The 14,102-nt window shown below is 64.2% G+C and carries 12 protein-coding genes; 7 read left to right on the forward strand and 5 right to left on the reverse strand.

From position 1 onward, the window contains the following. Positions 1-136: 136 nt before the first annotated feature. Together ACK543_RS04205 and ACK543_RS04210 are read right to left on the reverse strand one after the other, a co-directional pair. The gene (locus tag ACK543_RS04205; protein ID WP_409941602.1) at positions 137-1,003 is read right to left on the reverse strand and encodes an NAD(P)-dependent oxidoreductase; all 867 of its coding nucleotides are present in this window, start codon (positions 1,001-1,003) and stop codon (positions 137-139) included. Between the two features lie 628 nt (positions 1,004-1,631). Beyond that, positions 1,632-3,464, reverse strand: a complete 1,833-nt coding sequence (locus ACK543_RS04210) for an ABCB family ABC transporter ATP-binding protein/permease (protein WP_409941603.1) — start codon at positions 3,462-3,464, stop codon at positions 1,632-1,634. Between the two features lie 146 nt (positions 3,465-3,610). Between ACK543_RS04210 and ACK543_RS04215 the strand changes: the two genes are divergently transcribed. Beyond that, the gene (locus ACK543_RS04215; RefSeq protein WP_409941604.1) at positions 3,611-4,036 is read left to right on the forward strand and encodes an acyl-CoA thioesterase; all 426 of its coding nucleotides are present in this window, start codon (positions 3,611-3,613) and stop codon (positions 4,034-4,036) included. 86 nt (positions 4,037-4,122) lie between these two features. Here ACK543_RS04215 and ACK543_RS04220 read toward each other — a convergent pair whose 3' ends face one another. After that, on the reverse strand, positions 4,123-4,617 hold the full coding sequence (locus ACK543_RS04220; RefSeq protein ID WP_409941605.1) for a thioesterase family protein: 495 nt from the start codon (positions 4,615-4,617) through the stop codon (positions 4,123-4,125). A gap of 374 nt (positions 4,618-4,991) precedes the next feature. Between ACK543_RS04220 and ACK543_RS04225 the strand changes: the two genes are divergently transcribed. The 6 genes from ACK543_RS04225 to ACK543_RS04250 all read left to right on the forward strand — a co-directional run bounded on the left by ACK543_RS04225 (position 4,992) and on the right by ACK543_RS04250 (position 12,253). Then, positions 4,992-5,867 (forward strand): branched-chain amino acid ABC transporter permease, encoded by an 876-nt coding sequence (locus ACK543_RS04225; protein ID WP_409941606.1) that lies wholly within the window; start codon positions 4,992-4,994, stop codon positions 5,865-5,867. Positions 5,868-5,871: 4 nt separating this feature from the next. Beyond that, a complete protein-coding gene (locus tag ACK543_RS04230; RefSeq protein ID WP_409941607.1) occupies positions 5,872-6,948 on the forward strand; it encodes a branched-chain amino acid ABC transporter permease in 1,077 nt (358 codons plus the stop codon). A 217-nt stretch (positions 6,949-7,165) separates the two neighbouring features. Then, a complete protein-coding gene (locus ACK543_RS04235; RefSeq protein WP_409941608.1) occupies positions 7,166-8,008 on the forward strand; it encodes an ABC transporter ATP-binding protein in 843 nt (280 codons plus the stop codon). Beyond that, the gene (locus ACK543_RS04240; protein ID WP_409941609.1) at positions 8,005-8,823 is read left to right on the forward strand and encodes an ABC transporter ATP-binding protein; all 819 of its coding nucleotides are present in this window, start codon (positions 8,005-8,007) and stop codon (positions 8,821-8,823) included. The genes ACK543_RS04235 and ACK543_RS04240 overlap by 4 nt, the downstream gene beginning before the upstream one ends. A 194-nt stretch (positions 8,824-9,017) precedes the next feature. After that, positions 9,018-10,874, forward strand: coding sequence for an AMP-dependent synthetase/ligase (locus tag ACK543_RS04245; RefSeq protein ID WP_409941610.1), 1,857 nt, complete (start codon positions 9,018-9,020; stop codon positions 10,872-10,874). Between the two features lie 212 nt (positions 10,875-11,086). Further along, positions 11,087-12,253 (forward strand): ABC transporter substrate-binding protein, encoded by a 1,167-nt coding sequence (locus ACK543_RS04250; protein ID WP_409941611.1) that lies wholly within the window; start codon positions 11,087-11,089, stop codon positions 12,251-12,253. Between the two features lie 546 nt (positions 12,254-12,799). On the opposite strand, the gene ACK543_RS04255 is transcribed toward ACK543_RS04250, so the two are convergent. Further along, positions 12,800-13,591 (reverse strand): enoyl-CoA hydratase, encoded by a 792-nt coding sequence (locus tag ACK543_RS04255; RefSeq protein WP_409941612.1) that lies wholly within the window; start codon positions 13,589-13,591, stop codon positions 12,800-12,802. Between the two features lie 82 nt (positions 13,592-13,673). Then, positions 13,674-14,102: acyl-CoA thioesterase (locus tag ACK543_RS04260; RefSeq protein WP_409941613.1), on the reverse strand; the 429-nt coding region annotated here is incomplete at its 5' end.

The raw sequence follows: 14,102 nt of genomic DNA on the forward strand, positions 1-14,102 counted from the left end.
GGGGCCGGTGTGCCTGGTTACCACGCCATAGCCTTTTGCAGCACATCAAAGCCCTGGCCAGAGCACTTGGCAGCCCAAAATCAACAGAAAAACTCGCTTCGCTCCGCCTTCGACCAATTGCCGTGAAATATTCGGGCTAGACGATGCTCACCGGCACCTGGCCCGCCAGATGGCGACGCGCGTTGTCCAGGAAGCGGTCCACCGAGTGTTGCACCGCCTCGGGCGACCAGCCCGCCACATGGGGTGTGAGCACCACGTTGTCCAGGTCCAGCAGCTCAGCCGGGGGCAGCGGCTTGCTCTCGTACACGTCCAGGCCCGCGGCAGCGATGAGGCCTTCGCGCAGGGCGGCGGCCAGGGCCGCGGTATCGATGACGCTGCCACGCGCAATGTTGACCACCACGCCGCACGGCCCCAGTGCGTCCAGCACGGCCGCGTTGACCAGATGCCGGGTGCCCGCGCCACCGGGCGTGGCAATGACCAGGAAATCAGCCCACCCGGCCAGCGCGGCCGCATCGGCAAAGTAGCGATAAGGCACGTCGGTGCGCGCGCTGCGGTTGTGGTAGCCCACCTCAATCTCAAAACCCAGTGCACGCTGCGCGATCTTCTTGCCGATGGTGCCCAGGCCAATGACACCCAGCCGCTTGTGCGACACGTTGGGCGGCAGCGGCAGCGGCAGCGCCGTGCGCCACACGCCTTCGCGCGTGGACTTGTCCAGCGCCAGGATGCGCCGCTGCGCGGCGATGAGCAGACCCCAGGCATGGTCGGCCACGCAGTCGTCGTTGGTACCAGCGCCGGTGGCCACCACGATGCAGCGGGCCTTGGCACGGCCGACCGCAACGTTTTCGTATCCCGCACCCAGCACGCAGATGAGGGTGAGGGCCGGCATCGCGTCGATCTGCGCGGGCGACAGGCCCGTGACCCCGATGGTGAGCACCACGCGCACGCTGCTGCCATGCTGAGCGATGGCGGCTGCGGCCTGCGCGGCGTCGGGGGCGTAGATCACTTCAACCTAAAAACGGCAGTTGGATGCATTTGCCAGCGCTGCTTTTGGGGTGCCAGGCAAGGCGCGACGACGCGGCAGGCTCGTGCCTGCAAGGAGAAGCAACACCGCATGGCGCTCCAAAAGCGGTGCTGGCAAGTGCATAGCGCTGTCACCCCAAAGGTGAGGTTGCAAAGACAACCCAAGGCTCGAGTCCATGCGGTGTGCGCCAAGATGACAAGCGGTCAACTGCCGTTTTTAGGCTCAAACGCCTGCGCCATCTGGGCGCGGTGTTCTTCGGAAAGGAACGACAAGGCAAGCAGAACGGGCTTCATGGGTTCAGGTTTCGGACGACGACTTGTTCAGACGGGGCGCTTGCGGCACGCCACTGCAGCCACGCATTTGACTGCACCCATCCAGACTGTGCGGGCTAGGAGCCTGTCGGACTTGGAAATCGTCGGCTGCAAATCGACCGCAGCGGTCCATTTTTAACCGCCTTCTTGCCCCATAGCTCGGCTATGGGGCTGCAAATTCGGCAAAAACTGTCCTCGCTCTCGCCGATTTTCGCTTTCGACGCTCCAAGTCCGACAGGCTCCTAGGCGTGAACGGAGGGGGTGGACGGCAGGCCGACTTCACACAGAAAGGGCCGTGCTCAAGCCGACGGGTCGCTTTGCTGCAGCGCCCACATGCTGGCGTAGCGCCCACCCTGGGCCAGCAGTTGTGCATGCGTGCCGCGCTCGATGATGCGGCCTGCCTCCATCACCAGGATTTCGTGGGCATCCACCACGGTGGACAGGCGGTGCGCGATCACCAGCGTGGTCTTGTTCTGCGCCACACCCTGCAGCTCGGCCTGGATGGCGCGTTCATTGGCTGAATCGAGCGCGCTCGTCGCCTCATCAAAGATCAGGATGGGCGGGTTCTTGAGCAGGGTACGGGCGATGGCCACGCGCTGCTTTTCGCCGCCCGAGAGCTTCAGGCCGCGCTCGCCCACGGTGGTCTCGTAGCCCTTGGGCGTGGAGGCGATGAAGTCGTGGATGCGCGCCGACTTGGCCGCGGCCTCCACCTCGGCCTGCGTGGCGCCGGTGCGGCCATAGGCAATGTTGTAGGCCACGGTGTCGTTAAAGAGCACGGTGTCCTGCGGCACGATGCCGATGGCCTGGCGCAGGCTGGCCTGGGTCACGCTCCCGATCTTCTGGCCAGCGATCGTGATCCGACCGCGCTGCGGGTCATAAAAGCGAAACAGCAGCCGCGCCAGGGTGGACTTGCCCGAGCCCGAGGGCCCCACCACCGCCACCGTCTTGCCAGCCGGTATCTCAAAGCTGATGCCCTGCAGAATGGGGCGCGCCGCGGCGTTGGCCGTATCGTAGGCAAAGTACACGTCCTCGAACCGCACGGTGGGCTGGTCCAGGCCCGCGAGTGGCCGAGCGCCGGGCAGGTCGGCCACCTCGCGCTCCTTGTCCATCAGGGTGAACATCTTGTCCAGGTCGGTCAGGCTTTGCTTGATCTCGCGGTAGATCACGCCCAAGAAGTTGAGCGGGATGTACAGCTGGATCATGAAGGCGTTGACCATGACCAGATCACCCAGCGTCATGCTGCCATCGACCACGCCCTGCGTGGCACGCCACAACATGGCCACCAGGCCCACGGTAATGATGAGCTGCTGCCCGGTGTTGAGCATCGACAGCGTGGTCTGGCTCTTCAGGCGCGCCAGGCGCAGCCGCTCCAGGCTGGCGTCGTAGCGGCGGGCCTCGAAGTCTTCGTTGTTGAAGTACTTCACGGTCTCGTAGTTCAGCAGCGAGTCCACCGCCTTCGTGTGCGCGGCTGAATCGAACTCGTTGGCCTCGCGGCGGAACTTGGTGCGCCACTCGGTCACGAGCACCGTGTAGGCGATATACAGCACCAGCGCACCCAGGGTGATCCAGGCAAACCACATATCGAATTGAACGCCCAGCACGCTCAGCACCAGAACCACCTCGATCAGCGTGGCAAACACGTTGAACAGCGAAAACGAGATCAGGGATTCGATACCGCGCACGCCGCGCTCGATGTCGCGCGTCATCCCGCCGGTCTGCCGCTCCAGATGAAAACGCAGGCTGAGCGCGTGCAGATGCTGAAAGGTTTGCAGCGCAATCGAGCGCGCCGCGCCCTGCGTGGCTTTGGCAAACACCAACTCGCGCAACTCCGTGAACACCGAGGTGGACAGCCGCAGCGCGCCGTAGGCCACCAGCAGGCCCACCGGCACCACGATCAGCGCGGCAGCGTCGCCCGGCTTGAAGTTCATGGCGTCCACCAGTGTCTTGAGCAGCACAGGCACGCCCACATTGGCCAGCTTGGCCCCCACCATGAACACCAGGGCTGCAACCACGCGCCACTTGTATTGCCACAGGTAGGGCAACAGGCGCCCCAGCGTGGCCCAGTCGGACGAACGTGCCGCATTGGCAGTGCCTGCAGCCGCAGGCGGGGTGGCTTCGCCAAGGTGGCGCATGAGGGACAATTCCGAAGTTAACTTTAGTTTGACCGACCTGGCTGGAGCCTGGTGGTTAGGGGGGGAGCGCCATGGCCGGTAGCCTGGCGAACACTGTGTGAACCCCCAAACGCCGCCCTGCCCTGCCCCAACCCGAGATTGTGCCCATGTCTGCCGTTTTCAGCCCGCCGCCCGCCGCATTACCCACCGACAAAGAGCTGGTGCTCAAAGTGATCCCCATGCCCGCCGATACCAATAGCAACGGCGACATTTTTGGCGGCTGGGTGATGGCGCAGGTCGACCTGGCAGGCTCGGTGCTGCCTGCGCGCTATGTGCAGGGCCGCATGGCCACGGTGGCGGTCAATGAATTCGTCTTCAAACAGCCCGTGCGCGTGGGCGACATCCTGTCGTTCTTTTCGTCGATCACGCGGGTGGGCAACACCTCGGTCACCGTGCAGGTGGAGGTGTTTGCCGAGCGCTTTTCGGACCAGGGCCGCTATGTGAAGGTGACCGAGGCGCGGCTGACCTACGTGGCCATTGATGAGCAAGGCCGGCCGCGACCGGTGCCCCGCCACAGCGCTCAAGACGCCTGAGCCGCGCTGCGACTGCGCACGCCTGGGTGCAAGCACTCGCGCCGATCCGGCGAGCGCAGCCTCCGCCGCGGGCGACCCGCGCGCCGCTACGAGACGATGTAGGCCCCCGCCCCGGTGGACATGAGGGTCCCGTCGGGCCCCAAAAACTCCATCCGGGTGGAGGCCACGCGCGAGCCCAGGCGCAGTACCGTGGCGCGCAGCTCAAAATGCGTGCCAATGCCGGGGCGCAGGTAGTCGATGCGCAAATCGATCGTGCCCAGCTTGCCGAAACGGTGCAGCCGCTGCTCGGGCGATTCATCCATGTGCCTGGCGCCAATCGCTGCCATCACCGCGAGGCCTCCCATGGCGTCCAGCCCCGCGCTGATCACCCCGCCGTGGATGCGGTTGTGGCCGTAGTGGCCCACCAGCTCGGGCTTCATCACGATACGGCCCACCGCACTGTCGTGCCCCAGGCCGGTGATCGTCAGGCCCAGCACCTGATTGAAAACGATCTTCTCCTCAAAAATGGACTTGAGCCCTGCGATGAACTCGGGCTCGAAAGGCTTGGCGGGCGTGGCGGTAGAGGGGATGGGTTTGCTCATGGGGGTGCGTGCACGCGCTGCAGGCTCAGGCAGCGCCAGCGCAAGATGCTTTTATTTTGATAGCAAAATACATAGCTGCAACAAGCGCGATGGGCCATTTTGTCTTAAAACCAGATCCACCGCTCTGCGCTGCGGCTGCCCAGGCTGGGCCGACAGGGGGGCAGACCCGGCCCGCACTGCCACGCTCAACGCGCCAAAGACCCCACGGCGCGCGGTGCCGAGATCCGCTGCAACCCTGATTGCGCCGACCCGCATGCTCGTTCAATATCCGTGAGCCTTCGACGCCCGGTCGCTCAGGGTAAGCCCCGAGTGCGGCACCCACCAGGCCCACGCAACATCGACCGGACGTAGTCCATCTTTTCCAGGGAGCCAGGGTGCAATTTGTGCAACTGTTGATCAGCGGTATCGCCCAGGGATGCATCTACGGGCTGATCGCGCTCGGTTTCGTGCTGATCTACAAGGCCACCGAGACCGTGAGCTTTGCGCAGGGCGAGCTGATGATGCTGGGCGCCTTTTGCGGACTGGCGCTCATGACGGTGCTGGGCTTTCCGTTCTGGGTCGCGGTGCTGGCCAGCATCGTGGCCATGGGGGTCTTTGGCACCCTGCTCGAGCGCGCGGTGATTCGCCCCATTCTCGGCCAGCCCGCGTTTTCCATCGTCATGCTCACCATTGGCATCGGCTACGTGCTGCGCGGCCTCATCACCATGGTGCCCAACATCGGCACCGACACCCATACGCTGCCGGTGCCCTACAAAGACCTTTCGCTGCGCCTGGGCGCGCTGGTGCTCAGCGCCGAGCAACTGGTGGTGATTGGCGCCACCGCCGTGCTGTGCCTGCTGCTGTTTGCCATGTTCCGCTACAGCAAGCTGGGCATTGCGATGCAGGCCTCGTCGCAAAACCAGCTGGCCGCCTACTACATGGGCATCCCGGTGAAGCGCCTCAACGGCCTGGCCTGGGGCCTGGCGGCTGCGGTGGCCGCAGTGGCCGGTCTGCTGCTGGCACCCATTACCTTTGTGCACGCCAACATGGGGCTTATCGGCCTCAAGGCCTTCCCGGCCGCTGTGGTGGGCGGCTTTGGCAGCCTGCCCGGGGCCATCGTGGGCGGGCTGGTGATTGGCATCGTCGAATCGCTGTCGGGCTTTTACCTGCCCGATGGCTTCAAGGACACCGCTGCGTACATCGTGGTGCTGGTCATGCTGATGGTCAAACCCAACGGCCTGTTTGGCGAAACTCTGCGCAAGAAGGTGTGACCCCATGCGATTCATCTTCAAGACCAGTTACGAGCAAGACATCCGCCTGGCCAAGCATGGCGGGCATGTTTTCTGGTACAGCCTGCTGTGCCTGGCGCTGGTGGCCGCGCCCTGGGTGGCGCCCGAATACTGGCTGGCGCAACTCACCTTTGTGCTCATCTACGCCATCGTCGGGCTGGGGCTGATGCTGCTGGCGGGCTTTACCGGGCAGTTCTCGCTGGGCCATGCCGCCTTCCTGGGGGTGGGGGCATACACACAGGCGGTGCTCACGGGCATGGGCTGGCCATTCATGCTGTCACTGGCCTGCGCTGCGGGGCTATCGGCCGCTGTGGGGGTGGTGGTGGGCCTGCCCGCACTGCGCGTCAAGGGGATCTACCTGGGCATGGCCACGCTGTCCTTCGGCTTCATCGTCGAAGAAGTGTTTGCCCGCTGGGAATCCGTCACGGGCGGCAACTCGGGCAAGCACCTGGTGCCGCCGCAGATTTTTGGCTACTCGTTCGACTCCACGGCCTCGTTTTACTTTCTGTGCCTGGTGATCACGGTGGTGGCCACGCTGGGCATCCTGAACCTGCTGCGCTCGCCCACGGGCCGGGCCTTCGTGGCAATCCGCGACTCGGAAATCTCGGCGCAGAGCATGGGCATCCACCTGGCCCACTACAAGACGCTGTCGTTCTCGCTCTCGGCCGCGCTGGCCGGTGTGGGCGGCGCGTTGTATGCCCACAAGCTGCAGTTCATCTCGCCGGATCAGTTCAACATCCTGCAGTCCATCGACCTGCTGCTGATGATCGTGATCGGCGGGCTGGGCTCGGTGCACGGTGCGTTCCTGGGCGCGATTTTTCTCATATCGATGCCGCAGCTCATCTCGCTGGGCAAGGACTTCCTGCCCGCCGCCATCGGCCAGGCACCCGGACTGCAGGCCGTGGTGTATGGCGCAGTGCTGATCCTGTTCGTGCTGTTCGAGCCCATGGGGCTGTATGGCCGCTGGCTCAAGGTGCGTACCTGGCTGCAGATGTTCCCTTTCTACCGCAAGGGCATGTTCAAGCGGCAGAAATCGTTCCAGAAGTCCGACCGCTTGAAATGAAACATGAAGCACCCCCTGAGTCGCTTCGCGCCTTCCCCCTGTCTCGACTCGCTGCGCGATTCGGGAGGGGAACGCCCCCAGCGCACGCAAGCGAAGCGCCGCATGCGCGGCTTGGCGGCCCTTGCTCGGGGGCACTGGCCTCGGTCATGCCAGTCGCGAAGGCTGCGAACGGCGTTCAACGCGATGGACCAGTGAAATGACCCCACTTGCTGCACCAATGACTGACGAAATCTTGCTCAGCGCCAAAAACCTCAGCGTGCGCTTTGGTGGCGTGCTGGCGGTCAGCAACGTGTCGTTCGACGTGCGCCGTGGCGAGGTGTTCACCCTCATCGGCCCCAACGGCGCAGGCAAGACCACGGTGTTCAACCTGATCAGCCGCATCTACACCCCTACCCAGGGCACCATTGCCTACGCCGGTCCGGGCGGCACCATGCTGCCCCTGACCGATCTGCCGCCCCACAAGGTGGCGGGGCTGGGCATTGCGCGAACCTTCCAGAACATCGAGCTGTTTGAGCACGCCAGCGTGCTGCACAACCTGCTGATCGGCCGCCACACCCGCCGCGAGACCAGCCTGTGGGCCGACATGTTCTTCACCGCCAAAGCGCGAAACGCCGAGATCCGGGCCCGCGAGAAGGCAGAAGAGATCATCGATTTTCTGGACCTGCAGCACTACCGCGACACCATGGTGGCGGGCCTGCCCTATGGCGTGCGCAAGGTGGTGGAACTGGCCCGCGCGCTGTGCACCGAGCCGCAACTGCTGCTGCTCGATGAACCCTCCTCGGGCCTGAATGTGGAAGAAACCGACGACATGGCCTTCTGGATCCAGGACATCCAGCACGACCTGGGCATCACGGTGCTGATGGTCGAACACGACATGTCGCTGGTGTCCAAGGTCTCCGACCGCGTGCTGGCCATGAACCAGGGCGAGCTGGTGGCCATGGGTACGCCGCGCGAGGTGCAAACCCATCCCGGCGTGGTCGAAGCGTACCTGGGCACCATCGACGACGTGAGCAACCTGCGCCGTCCACCGGGCAGCGAGCCAGAGAGGGCCGCCGCATGACCGCCGCCACCCCGGCCCTGGGCGCACCAAGCGCAGCCAACGACGAAACGCCCATGCTGCGGCTACAAAACGTGGAAAGCGCCTACGGCCCCATCAAAGCGATTCGCGGCGTGAGCCTGCAAGTGCGGCGTGGCGAGATTGCGGCCGTGCTGGGCAGCAATGGCGCGGGCAAAACCACCATCCTCAAGACCATCTCCGGCATCATCGACCCGCGCAAGGGTACGGTCGAGTTCAAGGGCGAGGACATCACCGCCAACGACCCCTCGGCCATCGTGCGCCGCGGCCTGGTGCATGTACCCGAAGGGCGCGAGGTGTTCCCGCTGCTGTCGGTGCGCGACAACCTGCTGATGGGCGCCTACACCCGCCGCGACGGCGATGCCTTGGCGCGCGACATCGAGACCGTGTTCGGCTACTTCCCCATCCTGCGCGAGCGGGCTGCGCAGGATGCGGGCCTGCTGTCGGGCGGGCAGCAGCAGATGCTGGCCATCTCCCGCGCCCTGATGGCCAACCCCGAACTCATCCTGCTCGACGAGCCCAGCCTGGGCCTGTCTCCGAAGCTCACCAAGGAAATCTTCGAGATCGTGGTGCGCATCAACCGCGAGCGCGGCACCACCATCTTGCTCGTGGAGCAAAACGCCAATATGGCCCTGAACGCATCGGACTACGGCTACGTGCTGGAAAACGGCCGCATCGTGATGGAAGACAGCTGCGAGCGCCTGCGCGAGAAAGACGACATCAAGGAGTTTTACCTGGGCATGAAGGACGAAGGCGTGCGGGGTGAGCGGCGCTGGAAGAAGAAAAAGACCTGGAGATGACATGAAGCACGCCCTGAGTCGCTTCGCGCCGTCCCTCTTTCTCGCATTGCCATGCAATGCGGCAGGGCGTCGCCCCCAGTGCACGCGCTCGAAGCACCGCATGCGCTGCCTGGCGGCCCTTGCGCGGGGGCGCGGGCTTCGAGCGCGCCGGTTACGAACACGGTTGGCCGCACACCACGCACTGGATCACTGACATGTCGAACCTTTGGGACCTCTCCCACATCCAGCCATCCGGCACCGACGTGCTGGCTGGCGACACCATCCCCGCGATGTTCTGGAACGCGGTGGCGGCCCGTGGCCCCAACGTGTGGATGCGCCAAAAGAAGCTGGGCATCTGGAAAAGCTGGACATGGAACCAGACCGCCGAGGCCGTGCGCGAGATCGCAGGTGGCCTGATGTCGCTCGGGTTGGAACCCGGCGAATGCACATCCATCCTGTCCAGCACCAACATCGAATGGGTGTTGGCAGATCTGGCCGTGCTCAGTTGTGGCGGCGTGTCCAATGGCATCTACCCCACCGATGCAGCGGCGCAGGTGCAGTACCTGAGTGAAGACTCCCGCACCACCGTGCTTTTTGTGGAAGACGACGAACAGTTGGACAAGGCGCTGGAGGTACGCGACGCCCTGCCGCTGCTGCGCAAGATCGTGGTGTTCGACATGGAGGGCCTGCGCGGCCTCAATGACCCCGGTGTCATCGGCCTGGCGGGCCTGCGCGAACTGGGGCGCGCCTGGAACCAGCAGCACCCTGACGCCCTGATGCGCCGCGTGCAGGCCTGCCGCCCCGAGGATTTGGCCATCCTGGTCTATACCTCGGGCACGACCGGCAAGCCCAAGGGCGCCATGCACACCCACGGCGCCATCACCTACACCGTGCGCGGCTACAACACGCTGATTTCGCGCACCGAGGCAGACGAGACCATGTGCTTTTTGCCGCTGTGTCACATTGCCGAACGCATGGGCGGCGAGTACTTTTCGCTCTACACCGGGGCCAAACTCAACTTTGTGGAAAACCCCGACACCGTGCCCGAGAACGTGCGCGAGATCGCACCCACGGTGTTCACCGCAGTGCCCCGCGTGTGGGAAAAGTTCTATTCGGGTGTGATGATCACCCTCAAGGAATCGACCCGCCTGCAACAGGCTGCGTATGCGTGGTCCATCGGCGTGGGCACGCGCATTGCCGATCGGGTGCTGGCGGGCCAGGCGGTGGGCGGCTGGCTCAAGGCGCAATTCATGCTGGCGCGCTTGCTGGCGCTCAACAACGTGCGCAAGCTCATCGGCATCCACCGCTCGCGTTTTCTGGTCACCGGCGCAGCGCCCATCTCGCCCGATCTGGTGCGGTGGTACCTGGCGCTGGGCCTGCCCATGCTGGAGGTGTGGGGCATGACGGAGACCTGCGGAGCCTCCACCGGCGTGCCCGCCACGCGCATCAAGCCTGGCTCCATCGGCCCGGCCGCCAGCTACAACGAGGTGCGCATCGACCCCGCCACCGGCGAGATCCTGGTGCGCGGGCCCAACGTGTTCAAGGGCTACCTCAACCTGCCCGAAAAAACAGCCGAAACCATCGATGCCGACGGCTGGCTGCACACGGGCGATGTGGGGGTGATGGACGCGGATGGCTACCTGCGCATCACCGACCGCATGAAGGACATCATCATCACCGCTGGCGGCAAGAACATCACGCCCAGCGAGCTGGAAAACGAGCTCAAGTTCAGCCCCTACGTGACCGATGCGGTGGTCATTGGCGACAAGCTGCCGTACCTGACGGTGATCATCATGATCGACCAGGAAAACGTGGAGAAGTTTGCGCAGGACCACGATGTGCCGTTCTCCAACTACGCCAGCCTGACCCGCGCGCGCGAGGTGCAGGAACTGATCCAGGCCGAAATCGACCGCGTGAATGCCAAGTTTGCACGCGTCGAGCAGATCAAGCGGTTCTTCCTGCTGGACACACAGCTCACGGCGGAGGACGAAGAACTCACCCCGACCATGAAGCTCAAGCGCAAGCTGGTGCAGCAAAAGTACGCGGCGCAGATCGAGGCGATGTACCGGTAGGCGGGTTGCAGCCTTCGACAGGCTCAGGCTGAACGGGGGGTAAGCTCCGCGCGCAGAGACAGGCACCACGACCGTTCGGGCTGGGCCTGTCGAAGCCAGGGCGCGCCCCCTGCGCCCGCGCCGCCAGAGATAGGGAAAGTGCTGGTGCCCCACCCCGGGGCATCGGTCTATAACGGGTGACCGTATTGCGAACCAACCGAAGGAGACGTGCCATGAAGTTTCACCACATCGCCGCACTGGCCCTCATGGCCATGGCCGGCAGTGCCGCGCAGGCGCAGCCTACCCAGGGCGTGAGCAAGGACACCATCACGCTGGGCTCCATCCAGGACTTGTCGGGCCCGCTGGCGGGCTTTGGCAAGCAGATCCGGCTGGGCATGATGCTGCGCGTGGACGAGGCCAACGAGCAAGGGGGCGTCAACGGGCGCAAGCTTGAGCTCAAGGTGGAAGACTCCGGCTACGACCCCAAGAAAGCCGTGCTGGCCGCGCAAAAGCTGGTGAACCAGGACAAGATCTTCATGATGATCGGCCACCTGGGCACAGCGCAAAACCTGGCCGCCATGCCGGTGCAGTTCAGCAAGAACGTCATCAACTTCTTTCCTGTGACGGCTGCGCGCGAAATGTACGAGCCCTTCCACAAGCTCAAGTACTCGTTCGCCGCCACCTATTACGACCAGATCCGCCTGGCCGCGCCCAAGCTCATCAAGGAAAAGGGCGCCAAGAAAATCTGCACCATCTACCAGGACGACGAGTTTGGCCTGGAGGTGATGCGCGGTGGCGAGGCAGCGCTGAAAACGATGGGCATGGATTTCACCGAGAAGACCTCCTACAAGCGCGGCGCGACCGACTTCTCGTCACAGGTGGCCAAGATGAAGTCGTCCGAATGCGACTTTGTCATCCTGGGCACCATCATCCGCGAGACCATCGGCACCATTGGCGAGTCGCGCAAGACGGGCTTTAACCCCACCTTCCTGGGCTCCAGCGCCGCCTATACCGACCTGATCCACAAGCTGGGCGGCAAGCCCATGGACGGCCTGTACGCCACCATGACGGTGCAGCACCCCTATCTGGACGAGGCCAGCCAGCCGATCCGCTTCTGGGCCAACAAGTACAAAACCAAGTTCAACGACGACCCGACCGTGTTCTCTGTGTATGGCTACAGCGCCATCGACTCCTTCATCAAGGCTGCACAAAAGGCGGGCAACAACCTCACCACCGAAAGCTTCATCAAGGCGATGGACACCATGGTCATCCCGTCAGACATGTTCGGCAGCGCGCAGGCCACCTACGGCCCGCAAAAACGCCTGGGCAGCGATCTTTCGCGGCTCTCGCAGATTCAGGACGGCAAGTGGAAAGTGGTGTCCGACTACGTGAAGCCTTAAGGCATGTTGGCGGGTGACCTCCCGGCCGGTGCGTGAGCCGGCAGGCCAGCCCCCCCCCAAGCCGCCTTCGGGCGGCTTTTTGCTTGTTGGGCCGCATCCACGGCGGGGCGGTGGCCAACGCTCATCCATCCACCGCAACCAGGGGTCGGGCGACACCTTGACCGGCCAATCATCCCAACCGCATCTTCCTTGTAAATTGATCGCGCAACGATCAATATGCAACGAAGTGTCGCCATCTCAGCACGCTGCACATTGCGCAAAATGCCTGTTGGCTTCAGCTCAACAGCGATTCTGTCAGCGACTGGCAGAGCACTGCCGAAAGATCCACCAGCTCGCTTCGCGACCTCGCTGCTCGCGCAGCGGCCCGATTTCAGCTTTTGCTGAAATCGGGCTTTCTCTTTTAACGAAAGTTTATCGGCCTGCTTCGCAGTCCACGCCGCTGACGCGGCTACCCGATTTCAGCTTTCGCTGAAATCGGGCTTTCTCTTTTGCCGAAAGATCCACAAGTTCGCTTCGCGACCTCGCTGCTCGCGCAGCGGCCCGATTTCAGCTTTTGCTGAAATCGGGCTTTCTCTTTTCCATAAACGCTGCGAACGCTTCGCGTGCGGCGGGCTCGCGCAACATGCGCCCGAAGCTCTCGCCCTCTTGGGCCATCACCTCCAGCACCCTGGCCTGCTGCCCAGCCTTCATCAGGCGCTTGGTCTCGATCAGCGAGGCCAAGGGCTTGGATGCCAGCTTGCGGGCTTGGGCTTGCGCGACGCCGTTGCATTCGGTGGGTGGCACCACGCGGTTGACCAGGCCGACTTCCAGTGCGGCTTCGGCCATGAAGGGTTCGCCCAGCAGCAGGGCTTCGGCTGCGCGGTGGTAGCCCATCATCTGCGGCACCAGCAGGCTCGATGCGGCCTCGGGGCACAGGCCCAGATTGACGAAAGGCATGGAAAACGCGGCGTTGTCGCCTGCGTAGACCAGGTCGCAATGGAGCAGCATGGTAGTGCCGATGCCAACAGCCGGGCCGCAGACGGACGCGATCACGGGCTTGGGAAACGCGGCCAAGCCGCGCAGGAAGCGGAACACGGGCGCATCCTGCGAGGCGGGCGGCTGCTGCAAAAAGTCGCCAATGTCGTTGCCCGCGCTGAAAATCGCCACGTCGCCCTGGAACACCACCACACGCACCGCGGCGTCGTCCTGGGCGGCTTGCAGGGCATCGGCCATGGCAGCGTACATGTTGCGGGTGATGGAGTTCTTTTTGTCCACGCGGTGCAAGGTGATGGTGGTCACCCCCGCGTCGGTATGGACAAGGATGTCTTGCGTGGTGCTGGTGCTGGTGGCTTCGGTCATGGTGGTCAAGGGGTGATGAGGGTTCGCAAAACAAGTGGGCGGGTGTGGGCCCGGCGCGCCCGCACCAGGCTGCGGGCCATGCTCATTCTCTGTAATAGACGATCTGGTGACTGGTGGCCAGCATGGTGCCTGCTTCGTTCCACAGTTGCGCGCTCTGGTCGAAAAACCCGTTGCGAAACTCCTGCCCGCGGGCCTGGCCCAGCAGGTAGCCTTGGCCGGTGGCCTGCAGTTGCGCGCTGCTGGCATGAAAGTACACGGTGATCGACACGGTGCCTGCGGGCACGCGATGCGCGCGGCGCAGCCACACGCGCGGAAAGAACACATCAGCCAACGCGGTCAGGGCACAAAAGTCCAGCGGGCGGGGGGGCGCATCGCGCATCCATAGCTGCGTGAGGCTGTGGTCACCCGCGCCGTCCCACTGCCGCGGGATGGCACCGGTCACAGGCCGCATTTCGTAGCGGCTGAGCCATTCCACACCGAAAGCGGGCGGGATGGCAGGGTGGTCGGCCGG

It is taken from the genome of Acidovorax sp. (genome assembly GCF_046341535.1).
Lineage (GTDB): Bacteria > Pseudomonadota > Gammaproteobacteria > Burkholderiales > Burkholderiaceae_C > Acidovorax.